General features: G+C 44.6%; 16 protein-coding genes. 4 read left to right on the forward strand and 12 right to left on the reverse strand.

Going from position 1 to position 18,283, the window contains the following annotated elements; genetic code table 11:
* Positions 1 to 38: 38 nt before the first annotated feature.
* The 4 genes from COD92_RS21135 to COD92_RS21150 form a co-directional block, all read right to left on the reverse strand.
* Complete coding sequence (locus COD92_RS21135; RefSeq protein WP_098996505.1) at positions 39 to 1,169, reverse strand: acyl-CoA dehydrogenase; 1,131 nt, start codon at positions 1,167 to 1,169, stop codon at positions 39 to 41.
* A gap of 226 nt (positions 1,170 to 1,395) precedes the next feature.
* A complete protein-coding gene (locus tag COD92_RS21140; RefSeq protein WP_098527740.1) occupies positions 1,396 to 2,247 on the reverse strand; it encodes a 3-hydroxybutyryl-CoA dehydrogenase in 852 nt (283 codons plus the stop codon).
* Between the two features lie 247 nt (positions 2,248 to 2,494).
* Positions 2,495 to 3,682, reverse strand: coding sequence for an acetyl-CoA C-acetyltransferase (locus COD92_RS21145; RefSeq protein WP_098527739.1), 1,188 nt, complete (start codon positions 3,680 to 3,682; stop codon positions 2,495 to 2,497).
* 257 nt (positions 3,683 to 3,939) lie between these two features.
* On the reverse strand, positions 3,940 to 6,048 hold the full coding sequence (locus COD92_RS21150) for a (Fe-S)-binding protein (RefSeq protein WP_098996506.1): 2,109 nt from the start codon (positions 6,046 to 6,048) through the stop codon (positions 3,940 to 3,942).
* Between the two features lie 186 nt (positions 6,049 to 6,234).
* On the opposite strand from COD92_RS21150, the gene cls reads away from it, so the two are divergent.
* Together cls and uvsE are read left to right on the forward strand one after the other, a co-directional pair.
* On the forward strand, positions 6,235 to 7,437 hold the full coding sequence (gene cls, locus COD92_RS21155; protein WP_098527737.1) for a cardiolipin synthase: 1,203 nt from the start codon (positions 6,235 to 6,237) through the stop codon (positions 7,435 to 7,437).
* A 15-nt stretch (positions 7,438 to 7,452) separates the two neighbouring features.
* Positions 7,453 to 8,409, forward strand: coding sequence for a UV DNA damage repair endonuclease UvsE (gene uvsE, locus COD92_RS21160; RefSeq protein WP_098996532.1), 957 nt, complete (start codon positions 7,453 to 7,455; stop codon positions 8,407 to 8,409).
* A gap of 31 nt (positions 8,410 to 8,440) precedes the next feature.
* On the opposite strand, the gene COD92_RS21165 is transcribed toward uvsE, so the two are convergent.
* The 6 genes from COD92_RS21165 to speE form a co-directional block, all read right to left on the reverse strand.
* Positions 8,441 to 8,620 carry an H-type small acid-soluble spore protein gene (locus COD92_RS21165; RefSeq protein WP_098527736.1) on the reverse strand — a complete coding sequence of 60 codons (180 nt, stop codon included), beginning with the start codon at positions 8,618 to 8,620 and terminating at the stop codon, positions 8,441 to 8,443.
* Between the two features lie 322 nt (positions 8,621 to 8,942).
* On the reverse strand, positions 8,943 to 9,704 hold the full coding sequence (locus tag COD92_RS21170) for a hypothetical protein (RefSeq protein WP_098996507.1): 762 nt from the start codon (positions 9,702 to 9,704) through the stop codon (positions 8,943 to 8,945).
* Positions 9,705 to 9,843: 139 nt separating this feature from the next.
* Positions 9,844 to 11,514: an arginine--tRNA ligase gene (gene argS / locus COD92_RS21175; RefSeq protein WP_098996508.1), complete on the reverse strand. Its 1,671-nt coding sequence runs from the start codon at positions 11,512 to 11,514 to the stop codon at positions 9,844 to 9,846.
* Positions 11,511 to 11,936 (reverse strand): YwiB family protein, encoded by a 426-nt coding sequence (locus COD92_RS21180; RefSeq protein WP_255286530.1) that lies wholly within the window; start codon positions 11,934 to 11,936, stop codon positions 11,511 to 11,513. Before COD92_RS21180 ends, argS begins: the two co-directional genes overlap by 4 nt.
* Before the next feature lie 246 nt (positions 11,937 to 12,182).
* On the reverse strand, positions 12,183 to 13,055 hold the full coding sequence (gene speB / locus COD92_RS21185; RefSeq protein WP_098527732.1) for an agmatinase: 873 nt from the start codon (positions 13,053 to 13,055) through the stop codon (positions 12,183 to 12,185).
* A gap of 67 nt (positions 13,056 to 13,122) precedes the next feature.
* Positions 13,123 to 13,950 carry a spermidine synthase gene (speE, locus tag COD92_RS21190; RefSeq protein ID WP_098996509.1) on the reverse strand — a complete coding sequence of 276 codons (828 nt, stop codon included), beginning with the start codon at positions 13,948 to 13,950 and terminating at the stop codon, positions 13,123 to 13,125.
* A 492-nt stretch (positions 13,951 to 14,442) separates the two neighbouring features.
* Here speE and COD92_RS21195 point away from each other — a divergent pair, with 492 nt between their 5' ends.
* Positions 14,443 to 16,509 (forward strand): transglycosylase domain-containing protein, encoded by a 2,067-nt coding sequence (locus COD92_RS21195; protein WP_098527730.1) that lies wholly within the window; start codon positions 14,443 to 14,445, stop codon positions 16,507 to 16,509.
* A gap of 211 nt (positions 16,510 to 16,720) precedes the next feature.
* Here COD92_RS21195 and COD92_RS21200 read toward each other — a convergent pair whose 3' ends face one another.
* On the reverse strand, positions 16,721 to 17,233 hold the full coding sequence (locus COD92_RS21200) for a YwhD family protein (protein ID WP_098527729.1): 513 nt from the start codon (positions 17,231 to 17,233) through the stop codon (positions 16,721 to 16,723).
* Positions 17,234 to 17,248: 15 nt separating this feature from the next.
* Positions 17,249 to 17,902 (reverse strand): site-2 protease family protein, encoded by a 654-nt coding sequence (locus COD92_RS21205; RefSeq protein WP_098527728.1) that lies wholly within the window; start codon positions 17,900 to 17,902, stop codon positions 17,249 to 17,251.
* 193 nt (positions 17,903 to 18,095) lie between these two features.
* On the opposite strand from COD92_RS21205, the gene COD92_RS21210 reads away from it, so the two are divergent.
* Positions 18,096 to 18,281 carry a 2-hydroxymuconate tautomerase gene (locus tag COD92_RS21210; protein ID WP_098527727.1) on the forward strand — a complete coding sequence of 62 codons (186 nt, stop codon included), beginning with the start codon at positions 18,096 to 18,098 and terminating at the stop codon, positions 18,279 to 18,281.
* Positions 18,282 to 18,283: the final 2 nt, after the last annotated feature.

Consider the following 18,283-nt stretch of genomic DNA (forward strand, 5'->3'; position numbering starts at 1 on the left):
TAACAAATTTTTGTATATATTAACATTTCACACCCAAATCATAGATGTTTACTAATCACAATCCGCTGAATCTCACTCGTGCCCTCATAAATCTCCGTCACCTTGGCATCACGGAAATAGCGCTCGACCGGATAGTCCTCTGTATAACCGTAGCCGCCAAAGACCTGGATTGCCTCTGTTGTCACTTCCACCGCCGTCCGTGTCGTAAACAACTTCGCCATCGATGCCTCTAACGTGCACTTCAAACCCTTACTCCGCAAATCAGCCGCCCGATAGACTAATAGTTTCGCCGCCTCCACACTTGTCGCCATATCGGCCAGCTTAAAAGCAATCCCCTGCTGGGCAGCGATTGGCTTGCCAAATTGACGGCGTTCTTTCGCGTAGGCCGTGGCTGCTTCAACTGCTGCTTCTGCAATTCCCAGAGCTTGGGTGGCAATGCCAATCCGGCCGACATCTAGGTTTGCCATCGCTATTCTAAAGCCTTCCCCCTCTTGGCCAAGCATGTTCTCCGCTGGGACATGCATGTCCTCAAAGGTTAGCTGGACCGTTCTTGAGCCGTGCAGCCCCATTTTCTTCTCATCCTTGCCGACGATAAAACCAGGCGTGTTTTTTTCAACAATAAAGGCGGCAATCCCTTTTGTACCAAGGGTTTTGTCTGTTGTAGCGAACACAATATACACATCGGCCTCACCGCCGTTTGTGATAAACACCTTGGAGCCATTCAGAACGTAATGGTCACCTTTTTTCACCGCCCGCGTTTTTAAACTGGCCGCATCCGAACCAGAGCTTGGCTCGGTTAAACAAAAGGCCCCCAAATACTCGCCCGAAGCTAGCTTGGGTATATACTTTTGCTTTTGTTCCTCTGTTCCGAAATACAATATTGGGTTTGTACATACCGAGGTATGCACAGACAGGATCACTCCCACTGTAGCGCTTACTTTTGACAGTTCATGAATCGCAATAATGTAAGAGGTAAAATCCATCTCCGCTCCGCCGTATTTTTCGGGAACTGGTATCCCCATCAGGCCAAGTTCACCCATTTTACGAAGGATTTCACGAGGAAATTCCCCTTTTTCCATTTTTTCGATAAAGGGTGTGATTTCCTTCTGAGCAAAATCACGAACCATTTTCCGCATCATTTCTTGCTCTTCTGTAAATGATAGATTCATAATATGTCTCCCCTTCCTGAGGATGAATATTTCGGATGCTTTGTGCCAGGGGAATCTTCGATTATGTAATGACGGCGTGATCCACCTGGTTTTGTTTAATTGTCCAGCTCCAGCGCCTAGGAGCTCTTAGGTCTAAGCCAAGCCATCAAGAAGGCTAAAGAGCAGCCTTCTCGCTGGCTCGACTGTAGCCTTGCGCCCCTGTTCAAGGCGCTTCCGCTTTTCTATTTTATTCGTAGCTGTAAAAACCGCGCCCTGATTTCTTACCGAGCCAGCCGGCTTTCACATATTTACGCAAAAGCGGGCATGGGCGGTATTTATCATCGCCAAAGCCTTCATGGAGTGTTTCCATAATGTATAAACATGTATCTAAGCCGATAAAATCAGCTAGCGTTAACGGCCCCATTGGGTGATTCATGCCAAGCTTCATCACTTCATCAATCGCTTCTTTTGTGGCCACGCCCTCGTAAAGCGTGTAAATGGCTTCGTTGATCATCGGCATCAGGATGCGGTTCGAGACAAAGCCAGGGAAGTCATTTACTTCAACAGGCACTTTGCCCAAAGTCTTGGTCATATCTTCAATCACCTGATAGACTTCATCGCCTGTTGCCAGACCGCGGATAATTTCGACTAGTTTCATAACTGGGACTGGATTCATAAAGTGCATGCCGATTACCTTTTCCGGACGGTTGGTGGCAGCAGCGATTTCTGTGATAGGCAATGATGAGGTGTTGCTTGCTAGGATGGTATGTGCTGGAGCGATTTTGTCTAGCTGCGAAAAGATGTTTGTCTTGATTTCCATATTTTCAACAGCCGCTTCGATGACCAGGTCAACGCTGCTGGCGTCGTTGAGATCGGTTGACGAGGTTAGTCTTGCTAATATTTCCTGCTTTTGTTCTTCCGTCATTCGACCTTTGTCGACGTTACGAGTGAGATTTTTTTGGATGATTCCTAACCCTCGTTCTACGAATTCCAGTTTTAAGTCGTTTAATACCACTTTGTAGCCGGCTTGGGCACAAACCTGGGCGATACCAGAGCCCATTTGGCCGGCGCCAATTACCATAACTTTTGAAACGTTCATTGTTTTTCCCTCCGAATCCTTTTTTAATAGCGCTGCTGAGCGTTATCCGTAAGAGAAGCGCCCATCCGCTAATTAATCCGCCTTATCCGCAAGTTAAAAGGCGGTTTTCGCAAATTAAATCAACTTATCCGCAAGTAAGGTTGCCTTCTGCAAATTAATCCGTCATATCCGCAAGAAAAAGGCCATTATCCGCAAATTCAACTAACTTATCCGCAAATAAAGGCCTCATTCCTCAAACTTTACCACCCTACGCCTTTGGTACTTCAATCATCACAGCATCACCCTGGCCGCCGCCTGAGCAAATCGCTGCAATCCCGACACCGCCGCCGCGTCGCTTCAATTCGTGCATCAAGGTAATGATAATCCGTGCCCCACTCGCCCCAATCGGATGGCCCAGCGCGACCGCACCGCCGTTCACATTGACCTTTTCCGGATCAAGCCCGGCAATCTTTGCACTCGCTAACGCCACTGCCGAAAAGGCTTCATTGATTTCAAACAAATCAACCTCTTCCAAGCTCCGGCCTGTTTTTCTTAACAACTCATTAATCACCAATCCCGGTGTTTGCGGAAAATCCTTTGCTTCAACTGCAATCGCTGCATGACCCAGGATAACGGCCTCCACCTGACGTCCTTCTCGCTCAGCCCGCTCCTCACTCATCAGCACAAGGGCCGCCGCACCGTCGTTTACGCCAGGAGCGTTCCCAGCCGTAATCGTGCCGGTAGAATTAAACACTGGTGCTAATTTAGACAACCGCTCCAAAGAAGTATCCTTACGCGGGCCCTCATCTACCGAAACCACAACCGGCTCACCTTTACGCTGTGGCACCTCAACAGCCACGATCTCCTTGTCTAATTTCCCGCTCTCAATCGCAGCAATCGCGCGAACATGACTTCGAAGTGCCCATTCATCTTGGGCCTCACGAGAAATCTCCATTTCAGCAGCGGTTCCATTACCATAAGTGCCCATATGCACACCTGTAAAGCTGCAGGTCAAGCCATCATGAACCATTAAGTCCTTTACAGTTGAGTCGCCCATTCGAAAGCCCCATCTTGCTTTTGGCAAAATATAAGGAGCGTTGCTCATCGATTCCATCCCGCCTGCGACAATTACCTCTTCATCACCAGCGCGAATGATTTGATCGGCTAACGTCACGCTGCGCATACCAGAAGCACAAACCTTGTTAATCGTCTCCGTCTTGACTTCCCATGGCAGTCCGGCGTGAACAGCTGCCTGCCGTGATGGAATTTGACCCTGTCCGCCTTGTAACACCGTTCCAAGAATCACTTCCTCCACCTCTTCCGGCTTCACACCTGCACGAAGCAGTGCTTCCTTCACCGCAATGCCGCCAAGCTGTGATGCAGTAAAGCTGCTTAAACTCCCCCCTAATTTTCCAAAAGGTGTTCGAACACCGCTTAAAATAACCGTTCTGCCCATTTCAATCTCTCCCTTATTCAACTTATTAGTACTAAACAGCCATTTCCCCTTGGCCTGCTTCGACTGAACGCTCGCTCGGGTAAAGAGCGAAAAATATAACGCAAGCAAGGAACCGCAGATTCCAACTTACGTTTTTTATAAAAATGAAAGCGTTTTATTATATAACTCTATATTACATAAAAAAGAGCAGAAGTTGAAATATTTTACACAAAATTATTAAAATTTTGATTTGTAAAAATTCAACTCCTGCGTTGGTTTTAAGAAGCAGCTTTCACTTCACCACAAACGGCTTTTTCAAGTAACTCAGCCACATCATAAGTAGCTACCTTTTCTTCCACTTCTTTAGCTTTTGTTCCATCAGACAGCATCGTTAAGCAGTACGGACAGCCCGAGCTAATCACGGACGGATAAACGGCAAGGGCCTGTTCCGTCCGGCTGACGTTGATGCGGTGGCCGGTTTCTTCCTCCATCCACATCAAACCGCCGCCTGCACCGCAGCACATACCTTTTTCACGATTGCGTTCCATTTCCACCAGCTGCACACCAGGAATCGATTTTAAAATTTCCCGCGGCGGATCGTACACATCATTGTAGCGTCCGAGGTAGCAAGAATCATGGAACGTAATTTTTTCATTAACCGCATGCTTCGGAACGAGTCTTCCATCACGGACCAGCTGATAAAGGACCTCCGTATGGTGGAATACTTCTGCTTCTAAGCCAAAATCAGGATATTCATTTTTGAAAATGTTATAGGCATGCGGGTCAATTGTGACAATTTTCTTGACCTCAGCCTTTTCAAACTCCTCAATATTTTTGGCCGCAAGCTCTTGGAATAAGAACTCATTTCCTAAACGGCGCGGTGTATCGCCGGAGTTCTTTTCCTTATTGCCGAGAATCGCAAATTTCACGCCAGCTTCGTTTAAGAGCTTAGCGAAAGATAATGCAATTTTTTGGCTGCGGTTATCAAACGAGCCCATTGAGCCCACCCAAAATAGGTATTCAAATTCTTCGCCTGCCTTGTTCATTTCCTTTATGGTTGGAATATGAACATCATCGCGAACCTCACGCCAGTTTTCGCGTTCTTTTCGGTTTAAGCCCCATGGGTTGCCTTGACGCTCAATATTTGTCATAGCGCGCTGGGCATCGGCATCCATTTTTCCTTCTGTCAAAACTAAGTAACGGCGCAGGTCGATAATTTTATCAACATGTTCATTCATAACTGGACATTGGTCCTCACAGTTGCGGCAGGTTGTACACGCCCAAATCTCCTCTTCGGTAATCACATCACCAATCAAACTAGGGTTGTAAACAGCGGCAGCCGCCGTTTCCTGCGCACCCTGACCTTGTGCCGCAAGCGCAATTTGGTTTCCTTTTGTATTCGCAAAAGCAAACGTCGGCACCCATGGCTGCTTAGAGGTCACAGAAGCACCATGAAAGGTAAGGTGGTCGCGCATTTTAACGATTAAATCCATTGGGGACAGCATTTTGCCTGTTCCAGTGGCGGGACACATATTGGTACAGCGTCCACATTCGACGCAGGCATAAAAATCGATCATTTGATGCTGGGTAAAGTCTTCAATTTTTCCAACACCGAACGATTCTTGTGATTCATCCTCAAAATCAACCTTTTTCAATTTCCCCGGTTTATCAAGACGGTTAAAGTAGACGTTGACCGGACCGGCAATTAAGTGTGCATGCTTGGACTGCGGTACATAGACTAGGAACGTTAACAAGAATAATAAATGTGCCCACCATGCTATGTAGAAAACAACAATGGAGGCGGTTTCATTAATTCCCGAAAAAATTAGCGAGATCAGTGACGCAACAGGTTCTGTCCAAGAGGGATCTTCACCATGCCAAATAATACCCATTCCATTCCCAAGTAAAACAGACACCATTAATCCGCCAATAAATAACAGAACAAGACCTGATTTAAAATTGCGTTTTAGACGGACTAATTTTTCGACATACCGGCGATGAAAGGCCCAAACAACCGCTACAAGAATCATTAAGGTAACGATTTCCTGGAAAAAGGTGAAACCAGCATATAATGGCCCAAGCGGCAGATGGGAGCCTGGCACAAGCCCTTTCCAAATAAAATCAATCGCTCCGAATTGCACTAAAATAAAGCCATAAAAGAACATGACATGGATGGCACCACTTTTTTTATCTTTTAATAGCTTCTTCTGGCCAAACACGTTAATCCAGATTTTTTGCAGCCTTTCTTTAACATTGTTATCAAACTCGACTTGCTTCCCCAGCTTAATAAATTCAATCCGCGTTCTGACTACATAAACAAACAGACTAATTGCGTAAACGGTTACAGCAAGAAACGCAATGAGATTGACCCATAAAAGACCATTCAAGTAAAACGCCCCTTTCTTAGATTCTCGCCAATTGTTTGTTGAAAATAGTAAATATTCAGAATTGTGCTTATCTCTATTATAAAAATGAATGAGCATTCAGTCAAATGTTTTTTTAAGGTTTACTCAACTTATAGAAATTCCGGCACTTGGAGAAACTAACTAAACCGAATGGGGGAAAGATTCACAATGAAATTTGTACTCATTTTGAGCGGACTGCTTGTTCTTATCATTATATGGCTTGTCTTAGATTTTAGGTTAGGACGAAGGAAGCATCATTTGATCACAAGCAAAATCGAGACCGGCATCCTCCATGGCGAGTTAGACATTTTTACGCATGGAAAGGCATTTTTCCGCAGGTATTTTTCCGAGCTTCAAAAGGCCCAAAAACATATCCATATTTTGTACTACATCGTGAAGAATGACAGCTTGGGACGGGAGTTTTTCACCATTTTAAAAGAAAAGGCACGGGATGGTGTTGAGGTCCGCTTGCTGATTGACCGCCTTGGCAGTTTTACAATTAAGAAAAAAGAAATTAAAGAACTAATGGATGCAGGCGTCCTTGTAGCGTTTAGTAATCGAGTCAAACTGCCCTTCCTATTTTATTCAGCACAAGTCCGAAACCACCGGAAGATTTCGATTATTGATGGAAAAGTCGGCTTTATGGGAGGCTTTAATATTGGCAAAGAATATATCGATGAAGACCCGAAGCTTAGTCCGTGGCGGGATTATCAGTTAATAATAACCGGCGAAAGCGTCAATTTTTTGCAGAGTGAGTTTTTGCTGGATTGGAACAAGTATTCAAGTAAGAAGGTGCAAAACGAACCGAGTTATTTTCCCAAACTGCCTAAAGGCAGCATCCGCCATCAATTTAACCCAACCGAGGCCGGACTGCTGGAAGGGATTTTTATTGATTTAATCAAAAAGGCCGATAAATCAATTATCATCGGCACCCCCTACTTTATTCCAAGCGCATCCATTTTTAAGGAATTACTTGCAGGACGGCAGCGCGGCGTTAGTATTACGCTCATTGTCCCCTACACGGCTGATCATATCCTTGTCCAAGAGGCATCTTACCGGTTTTTGAGGAAGCTCCTTAAGGAAGGTGCACTGGTTTATCAATATCAAAACGGTTTTTATCATGCAAAAACCATCCTGATTGACGATAAGATTTGTGATATTGGCTCGGCTAATTTCGATAAACGAAGCTTATTTTTAAATAAAGAAATTAATTGTTATATCTATGATCCAGCCTTTATTGAACGTGTGAGGCAGGTTATTAAAAAAGACATCCTTGATTCTATACCGCTGTCATTAGAGGACCTTAATAAACCAGATCTATGGCGGTCTGTGAAGGAAACGTTCGCAAGAGCTATCAGCAATTTTTTATAAGGGGGAGTGTTGATGATCAAAATTCGATTCGGCTATGTTTCACATGCGATTAGTTTATGGGGTGCCTCCCCTGCACATACTCTTACCTTTACTCGATACAAGCAGCATACTGCCGCAGAGCGCAAAGAAAAATTGCTTGAGGTGACGAAGCTAAATCTTCAGCATACATTAAGGATGCTTTACTATAATCTTGCCCACGAAATTGAATTGTACCGTTTCTCAAGCTCGATTGTCCCCTTGGCGACACATCCAGAGGTGCGCTGGGATTTTACTACTCCTTTTTTAAAAGAATGGCAGGAAATTGGCGACTTAGTAAAACGGAATCATTTGCGGGTCAGTTTTCATCCGAATCAATTTACCTTGTTTACTTCTCCCAAAAAAACGATTACCGAAAATGCCGTAATTGATATGACGTACCATTATCAGATGTTTGAAGCGATGGGGATCGTGGATCAGGCACTAATCAATATTCATATTGGCGGTGCTTATGGGGATAAGGCGGCCGCAGTGTCGAGGTTTTATGAGAACCTGACCACTTTGCCGGCACACATTAAAAAGGTGATGACTTTAGAAAATGATGATAAAACTTACACAGCTGAAGAAACCTTAGAGGTATGTAAGAAGGAGGGAATTCCGTTGGTGTTTGATTATCATCATCATATGGCCAATCTTAGTGAGGTACCACTTGAGGAGCTGCTGCCTCAGATTTTTGAGACGTGGCCAACTGTCGAAGCTGTTCCGAAAGTCCATATTTCTTCACCAAAAAATGAGAAGGAGTTCCGCTCCCATGCTGATTTTGTTGATCCGGAGTTCATCATGCCGTTTGTGAACTTACTGCGTGAACTCGGACGGGATATCGATTTTATGATTGAGGCCAAGGCAAAGGATCAAGCAGCCTTAAAATTAGTCGAGGATTTAAGCAAATTGCGTGGATTTAAGCGAATCAGCGGGGCCAGCCTTGAAATAAAGTGAAAGAGTCTCCGTTTTCCTTGGAGACTCTTTTTTACTCTTCGATTAGATTGAGGACGGGAACATCTCTTTCATTCTCTGGATCTTGTCGTGTATAAATACGGGCCATTTTGGTATTTTCGTCGACATGTTGAATAATGACTGGGGTTCCATCATAGGTGACATTAATCATATCGGCTGATTCTAGTATTTCCTTCGCTCTTCCAACATTCATCTGCTAGGTTCACTCCTACTCAAATTTCTATCTTTAATATTTGCATTTTTTTGGAAGCTATTCATCTTTTTAAAAATTGGCTCTGTTAAATTTGGCTGTTGATTGCAGCGAAAGTAGCACGCTTTCCGCGGGCGTGCCGGGGATCCTCCTCGTCGCTTTAGCGCCAGTGTGGCTCCCCGGCCCCGTAATCCCGCAGGAGTCAAGAGCCTTCCGCTCCAATCAACAGAGTATTAAAAACAACAATGCCCGTTAACAGAGCCTAAAAATTAAAACCCGGCTAATGTTCCCAACTAGGGAAGAGAAAAGCCGGGCTTCTCACTGATTATTGCATATATCCTTGACCAGAATTGTTTGAAATATCCTGTCTTACCTGCTGGGCATCGGTTCCGGCAAAGCCTGGCTGCATGATTGAATGACCTCCTGCAAAGCCGCCAACTTGCATGCTGCCTCCTTGTTGGCTCATTCCCATTTGATTAAAAGACCCACCTTGTTGACCCATCGTATTAGCCCCCATGCTGCCTGCATTGCGGCTGGTGATTTGGCCATTGCTGCTATTTTGGATATCTTGTCTTACTTGCTGAGGGTCTGTTCCAGCAAAGCCTGGCTGCATAACCGACTGAGCTCCTCCTCCGAAGTCGCCGAATTGCATGCTGCCGCCTTGTTGGCCCATAACTCCGCCCATAGAGCTATTTTGAATGTCTTGTCTTACCTGTTGCGCATCCGTTCCGGCAAAGCCTGGCTGCATAATCGATTGAGCTCCTCCTAAAAAACCTGACTGCATATTAGATTGGGGACCTCCGACGAAACCGCCGTATTGCATGCTGCCTCCTGGCTGGCCCATGCCCATCATACCCATGCTAACATTATTACTGCTATTTTGAATGTCTTGTCTTACTTGCTGAGCGTCTGTTCCGGCAAAGCCTGGCTGCATAACTGATTGAGGACCTCCGGCAAAACCGCCAACTTGCATGCCGCCAACTTGCTGACCCATTCCCATGTTAGTTAATTGTTGAAGTCCCTCATGAATTTGCTGAAGTGATTGTTGAGCTTGCTGAACTGCTTGATACAATCTTCTATGTGGCATATAAGATCCCTCCATTTATGTTTTCATCAAACAGCTTTAGTATCTCTCCGTACTCTTCCACTATTCTCATAAATTTATAATTTTTCCCATATAAAAAGCCCCTAGTATTAGTCACCTAACACTAGAGGCTTATTGCAATCTACATTTTCTCTGGAGCTGAAACGCCAATTAGCGCAAGCGCATTTTTAAGCGTAATTTGCACCGATTTAACCAAAGCAAGACGCGCCTTTGTACGGGCTGGATTTTCGCTATCAAGCACCTTGTCCGCATTATAAAAACTGTGGAAGGCCGACGCTAATTCTAAGATATAATTTGTGATCCGGTGCGGCACACGCTTCAGTGCGGCCTCACCGACAGCAGCCGGGAACTCGCCAATTTTCTTTAATAGGTCAACTTCCTTTTCAGAGCCAATTAATGAAAAATCGGCATCCTCATCAAAGCTGATTCCCTGCTCCGCGCCGGTACGAAGGATGCTGGAAATCCGTGCATGAGCATATTGAGCATAGTATACTGGATTTTCGTTTGATTCGGACACAGCCAAATCTAAGTCAAAATCCATATGGGTATCCGAACTGCGCATCGCAAAGAAATAACGTGTCGCATCGAGGCCAACCTCATCGACCAAATCACGCATCGTTACCGCTTTACCGGTACGCTTACTCATCTTCATTTTTTCACCATTTTTATAAAGGTGAACTAATTGAATTATTTCGACCTCGAGGGCCTCGCGGTCATAACCTAAGGCCTGGATGGCTGCCTTCATCCGAGGAATATAACCGTGGTGGTCAGCACCCCAAATATTGATTAATTTTTCAAAACCGCGCTCAAGTTTGTCCTTGTGGTAGGCAATATCAGGCGTTAAATAGGTATAAGAGCCGTCTTGCTTAATAAGCACACGGTCTTTATCATCGCCGAAATCAGTTGAACGCAGCCATGTTGCCCCGTCCTGCTCATAGATATAGCCGCTTTCACGCAGCGCTTCGAGTGCCTTATCAATTTTTCCATTTTTATAAAGGGAAGTTTCAGAATACCACACATCAAAGCCGACACGGAAATCTTCTAAATCCTTCTGCAGCTTGGCCATTTCATATTTCAAACCATACTCACGGAAAAATTCGGAACGTTCCTCTTCTGGAACATTTACGTATTTATCGCCAAACTCTTCAGCCAAGGTTTTACCAATCCCGATAATATCAGCACCGTGATAGCCGTCCTCCGGCATGTCTTTCTCGAGGCCAAGCGCTTGGAAATAACGGGCTTCTACGGATATCGCTAGATTATTAATCTGGTTGCCGGCATCATTAATATAGTATTCACGGGAAACATCGTAGCCAGCCTTCGCTAGGATATTGCTAAGCGAGTCACCAACGGCCGCACCGCGGGCATGTCCAAGGTGCAGGTCCCCGGTTGGATTCGCTGAAACAAACTCAACCTGAACTTTTTGTCCATTGCCAGTCTTCGTTTCACCGTAGTTGTTTCCAGCTTGAAGAACGGTCGAAATTAAATCTGTTAAATAAGCATTATTCATATAAAAATTGATAAATCCAGGGCCTGCGAGCTCAATTTTTTCAATCGAGGCCTTCGTGCGGTCAAAATTGTCCACCAAAGCCTCGGCAATCACTCTAGGTGCCTTTTTAGCGACCCGTGCAAGCTGCATCGCCATGTTGGTTGAATAATCACCGTGAGCCTTTTCCTTTGGGATCTCAAGAATGACATCGGGGATCTGTTCTTCTGAAGCTAGGCCTGCCTTCAGGACTGCCGCTTTGATTTCTTCTTTTAGTTTTGTTTGTACCTGTTCTACTATATTCATATTTCATCCTCCTGAAAGGTTATCTCCATATGGTATGTGCCGGCAGGTGAGCCCTGCATCGTGAAATCATAAAGAATATCAATCAGACCCTTTGAAGCCCTGAGTCTTCTTGTCATTGTCATCGTTTCAAATACCCCAAACGGCATCTCATAGCTGCCTCTTAGTTTTTTATGTAACTTGAATGGCAGACGCATCTTGACCGCTCCGCCTCTTAAAATCAGTGCTTCGTCCGGTGCCACCTTGACAATGGTGCGGACTGTGCCTTCTTCTAGCACTTCCTCATATTTAAGAAATGAAGCTCCTTCTTTCTCAAAATAACGGCCAAACACCTTCAGCTCAATCGTCTCTGAGCCTTCTTGCTGGTGAATCGTCGTTTTCACATTAATCTTCATTGGAATCTCTGTACTAGACAAACTTGACAAATCTAACACTTCCTTTATTAAAAAGGAATTTATCATCCTCTTTAAATCATCATCCTAATCATCATAATTGACCTAAGTACATAAATGCATACTTTTCCTATTATAAACTTAGATAACCAACAAATCAAAAAATGCCCGCCCCGCACAGGGACAGGCACCAAAAACAATGGTGTCAGGCACCATAAACTATCAAAACACCGTGGAAATACAATAAAAGGTGACAGGCACCGTTTGCACTGTTACCACTTATTTTACCCAGCCAAGGATCATTTCGCGGAGCAGTTTGCTGGCGGTGTTGGCTGTTTGTTCTGATGGATCATAGATTGGTGCAACCTCTACTAGGTCACCGCCCACAACGTTTACCTCAGAACGGGCAATTGCATGGATGGATGCCAGCAGTTCTTTTGAGGTGATACCGCCTGCATCGACTGTTCCTGTTCCTGGCGCGTGTGCAGGGTCTAAGACATCGATGTCGATAGTCACATAAACCGGACGGCCTGCTAGTGTAGGCAGGATTTCCTTTAGTGGCTCAAGAACTTCAAATTTAGAAATATGCATGCCGTTTTCTTTCGCCCACTGTAATTCTTCCTTCATGCCGGAACGGATTCCAAAAGAATAAACATTTTTTGGCCCAATATGTTCCGCAATTTTCCGAATTGGCGTGGAATGTGATAACGGTTCGCCTTCGTATTCCTCGCGCAGGTCTGTGTGAGCATCAAAATGGATAATCGCTAAATCCGGATACTTTTTGTACATAGCCTTCATAACCGGCCAAGATACAAGGTGCTCACCGCCCATGCCAAGCGGGAACTTGCCAGCCTCTAGAATCTGGTCAACAAATTCTTCAATTATATCAAGGCTGCGCTGTGCATTACCAAATGGAAGCGGAATGTCACCGGCATCAAAATATTTTACCTCTTCCAGCTCACGGTCAAGGTAAAAACTATACTCCTCAAGACCAATGGACACCTCACGGATTCGTGCTGGGCCAAAACGTGAACCTGGGCGGTAGCTCACCGTCCAATCCATTGGCATTCCGTATAATACAACCTGACTTTCTTCAAAATTCGGGTGACTTTTAATAAAAACATTACCCGAGTATGCCTCATCAAAACGCATGCTACTATCCCTCTCTTTTATGTATTTCAAGTTCACAAAGGACTTTTGTGACTGTTTGTTTGCGCTGTTACTTCAATAAATCCCCAACAAACTTAGGTAACACAAATGCTGCCTTATGCAGTTCTTTTGTGTAATATTTCGTTTCAATTTCATGGAAGCGGTCCTCGCTAACCTCAAGCGGATCATATTTCTTTGAACCGATCGTAAACGCCCATAGACCACTTGGGTATGTTGGAATATTGGCCACATACAAACGGGTAATCGGGAAAATCTCTCTTACATCGCGCTGAACATTTCGAATTAAATCCGCTTTAAACCACGGATTATCCGACTGTGCCACGAAGATACCATCTTCTTTTAACGCCTTCGCAATCCCCGCGTAGAATCCTTTTGTAAACAGGTTCACCGCAGGACCTACTGGTTCGGTTGAATCTACCATAATCACGTCATACTCATTGTCACTTTTTGCAATGTGCATAAATCCGTCATCGACACGTACATCGACACGCGGATCATCAAGCTTGCCGGCAATTTCAGGAAGGAATTTCTTTGAGTATTCGATTACCTTTCCATCAATATCCACTAGGGTTGCTTTCTTTACACTTGGGTGCTTTAGGACTTCCCGGATCACTCCCCCGTCGCCGCCGCCGACCACGAGCACGTTCTCTGGGTTTGGATGGGTGAATAATGGTACGTGTGCAACCATTTCATGGTAAACGAATTCGTCTCGAACCGATGTCATCACCATGTCGTCTAACAACAGCATGTTGCCCCACTCTTCGGTTTCTATCATATCAAGCTTTTGAAATTCAGTTTGTTCTGTATGTAAGGTTTTGTTGATTTTCATGGTGATCCCAAAGTTTTCAGTTTGCTTTTCTGTAAACCAAATTGACATGACCAACTTCCTTCCATTTCGCATATAGTCCAGCGGTCGCATGAACCCCGCGCTTCCGCTTTTCTCTTGTCTAGCTCCAGCGCCTAGGGGCTCGGGGTCATAAGCCAATCCGTCAAGAAGGCTAAAGTACAGCCTTCCCGCCGGCTCGTCTTATGCCTGTCGCCCCTGGTCAAGGCGCTTCCGCTTTTCTTTTTGTCTAGCTCCAGCGCCCAGCGACTAGTGTATTGGCCCTCACCTCCCTACGATAAGTCAACATCGAATCGCTTACGCTCTTCGTGTTTCCTTTATCTCAGTCGGCGCGGTCCAATCCATACGTCGCTAAACGGGCGCTTCCGCTTTTCTCTTATGCTACCCAAACTATTGAATTACAAACATAAGAAAAAGTCTAGCAAAATTTAAAGAATTTTTCCATGAATGTTTAAAATGACTCTATTTTTTCAATACTATTACTATCTAATTTTTAAAAAACTGGAAATAGGGGTGATGAACATAATGGAAATCATGACTGATCAAGGGTTTCGAAAGACAATCAAATATTTGCGGGCATTTATTATCATCAGTTTGATAGGCATGATTTGTATGCTCATCCTCTTTGCCGGTGTTCTTGGCTATGCAAAAATACTAGGGGCACCGCCACTTGCTGTCCCGCAATCGACGTTATTTTTCGCTGACAATGGCACCTTGATTGGTGAAAGTAACAGCGGTCAAAAGCGCTACTGGGTCAACATGGAGGATATTTCGCCGGATCTAGTCAATGCCACTGTCTCCGTCGAGGATAAAAACTTTTACCATCATCACGGCTTTGATTTTAAACGAATTGCTGGAGCTGTTGTCGCCGATATTCAAGCCTTTGCCAAGGTGCAGGGGGCAAGCACCATCACCCAGCAATATGCACGGAATCTGTTCCTTGAGCACGATAAAACCTGGAAGCGTAAGCTGACCGAGGCGTTTTATACCATTCGCCTCGAGATGAACTATTCCAAAAAGGACATTCTTGAAGGCTATTTAAATACCATTTATTACGGCAACGGTGCCTATGGGGTGGAAGCGGCCAGCCAATATTATTTTGGAAAAAAGGCTTCCCAATTAACCCTTGCCGAGGCAAGCATGCTTGCAGGAATACCAAAGGGTCCGGGGATCTACTCACCGCTTGCCAACATGGAGAAAGCCAAAACCCGTCAGGCGATTATTTTAAAAACAATGGTTGAAAACGGCTATATTTCTAAAAAGACAGCAGAAGCAGCCGCTGCGGCACCGCTTAGATTAGACGGCGTTCACAACACACAAAAAGTTAAAGTGGCGCCTTATTTTCAGGATGCCGTCCGGAATGCGCTCAAAAACCAGCTTCATTTAGATGACCGAACGATCGCCCTAGGAGGGTTAAAGGTTTACACGACGCTTAATATAAAGCAGCAGGAAGCAGCTGAAAGGCAAATCAAAGAAAAGGTAGCCAGCTCCTCTGAAATTCAAGTCGGTCTTGTCGCAATGGATCCGAAAACCGGCGATGTCAAAGCAATGGTTGGCGGCCGGGATTATGAAAAAAGTCCATTTAACCGTGCCGTTCAGGCAATCAGGCAGCCTGGCTCAACCATTAAGCCCTTGTTGTATTATGCTGCCCTTGAGCATGGCTTTACCCCATCGTCAACGATGCGGAGCGAGTATACAACGTTTCATTTTGATAATGGTCAGGCCGATTACACACCACATAACTTTAATAACAAATATGCAAATGGGGAAATCACGCTTGCCCAGGCTCTTGCCGTGTCTGACAATATATTTGCCGTCAAAACACATTTATTTTTAGGCGAAGACACCCTAATTGAGACAGCAAAAAAATTCGGTTTGTCTACAAAAATGGCGGAGGTGCCGTCACTTGCTTTAGGTACCTCCGGAGTCCGTATGATTGATATGGCCAATGCTTATAGCATGCTTGCAAACGGAGGAAAACAAGTTCATCCCGAGCTAATTACAAAAGTGGAAGACTATAATGGAAATGTGATTTTTGAAAAAGACGACCATCATGAACGGGTTTTAAATGCGGCTCGTGCGTACGTCATGACACAAATGTTAACGGGGGTTTTTGATTCAAAGTTAAACGGCTATGCTAAGGTAACCGGAAGCACGGTTATCAAAAATATCACTCGGCCATATGCAGGAAAATCCGGCTCAACGGAAACGGACAGCTGGATGATTGGCTACTCGCCGCAGCTGGTTACAGCTGTCTGGGCAGGCTATGACGTCGGAAAGCCCATTGAAATGGTTGCCGAAAAAACATACGCCAAGAAAATTTGGGCCAATTTTATGGAGGATGCCCTAAAAGGGAAGCCGGTTAAGGCATTTAAAGCACCAAAAGAGGGTGTAATCGGGCTGTACGTTGATCCGGATAACGGAAAACTGGCGACAAAGGATTGCCCTGTCCGCCGATTTACGTACTTCGTCAAAGGCACCGAGCCAAATGAATATTGCACTGATCACTTAAAGAACGCTCCTCACGGCAACAAGAAGAATACAGAGGAGAAAAAGGTACCTTGGTATAAGAAAATAATGCCTTGGGAATAGAAAAGCAGAAGGGCCCGGTTAGCGACTTTTTAATTAGGCTGAACGTTTTTCGAAGTAAGTTTTTACTATACTTATATGAGAAAATAGAAAAGCTCCGGATTGCTCTGGAGCTTTTCTTGTCCTAGTTTTACAGTGCTTTCACACTGACTATATCTTACCTTATTTTTAGAAAAAACTTCAAGAATTAAACTTGCATATTTTTCTAAAAAAATTATTCTCCTAAGAGTCCCTTCTTTAGTTCCTCAGAAGAGTTCTCCCATAATATCTCGTTGTGTGCACGCAGGAAATCTGCCAATACCATTTTAGAAGGGTCATCCATCACATCGACGATAATATGACGCTTAAGGGATTTATCCATGCGGTTCACATGCTCCGGCAAGGATTTGTAGCCACGGCGGATTTCACGGTCAACGGTCATATAGCAAGCAGTCACACCCGCATAATAAGGGCCTTCCTCATTGCGGTCAATCGTTACCCAAACCAGCCAATAAGGCTTGCCGTTTGGTACTTCTTCTCTATTTGGCAAAAATTTAATCCCTTTTTCCACGGCACTGCGGGCATGCATGGCGCCGATATCAATCTCGGCCTCGCCTGCCTCAATATCAATAAACACCGGTGATACATTATCAAGGCTCAATGCCCCTTTTCCAAATCCTTTATGGCCATCCATCGGGTCACTTTTTTTGATAATATTAAAACCAAGTTTTTTCTTATTCTCTTCCATTGAAAAATAAACCTCCTAGAAAAAAAGTGTATAGAAGAAATTGCTTAATCCTTCCCTTACCCCTGGGACGACGAAGCTAAAAATAGGCTGAATGGTAAATTGGTCGAGCGGGGTAATCACGAGAATTAAAAAAATCAGCATTCCGTACTGTTCGTATTGTGTCATTTTCGCACGAACATGATGAGGCGCAAGGTCCTCTAGTATTCTGTAGCCATCGAGCGGCGGAAGTGGGATCAGATTGAAGATGAACAGAACGATGTTTAAATTAATAAAAATCATTAGGAATTCATCAAAATGAGCAGAAGACGTTACATTGAAACGCATCAGGCCATATCCGACAATAAAACCGAGCGAGGCTAGGATAAGATTTGAAAGTGGGCCAGCTGCTGAAACTAGGATGCCGGCAAGACGCGGCTTTTTAAAATAAAAACGATTAACCGGTACCGGACGTGCCCAGCCAAATCCCGCCAGGAAAATAAGGATTGTTCCAATCGGATCTAGATGCTTAAGCGGATTTAGGGTCAGCCGGCCTTGTTTTTTGGCCGTATTATCGCCAAATTTATGGGCCACATAGGCATGGGCAAATTCATGGAACGTGAAGGCAAAAATTAGGGTAATCGCCACATAGGGAATTAACCGCAGTGGGTAGGCCAAGTGGAATCCATCCATTTCATTTCTCCTTCCTTAGTATAAACCGTTAAGAGGAATGGCTAAACCATGTTCATTTGAACCTTTCCTTCTGTATTTCTTTAAGTATAACTGATACCGCTTGTAAAAAGAAAATCAAAAGTGCGCACAATATTGCACTTTTCATGGGTTTGTGGAACACTACTAGTAGTTCATTTAAAAGGAGGAAAGAAAGATGCCATATGTAACAGTTAAGATGCTTGAAGGACGCAGCGAAGACCAAAAACGCGCATTGGTTGAAAAAGTAACTGACGCCGTCAGCGAAACAACCGGTGCCCCAAAAGAAAACATCACCGTCTTCATCGAAGAAATGAAAAAAAACCACTACGCAGTAGCCGGCGTCCGCGCAAGCGACAAATAAAG

It is taken from the genome of Bacillus sp. AFS037270 (assembly GCF_002585305.1).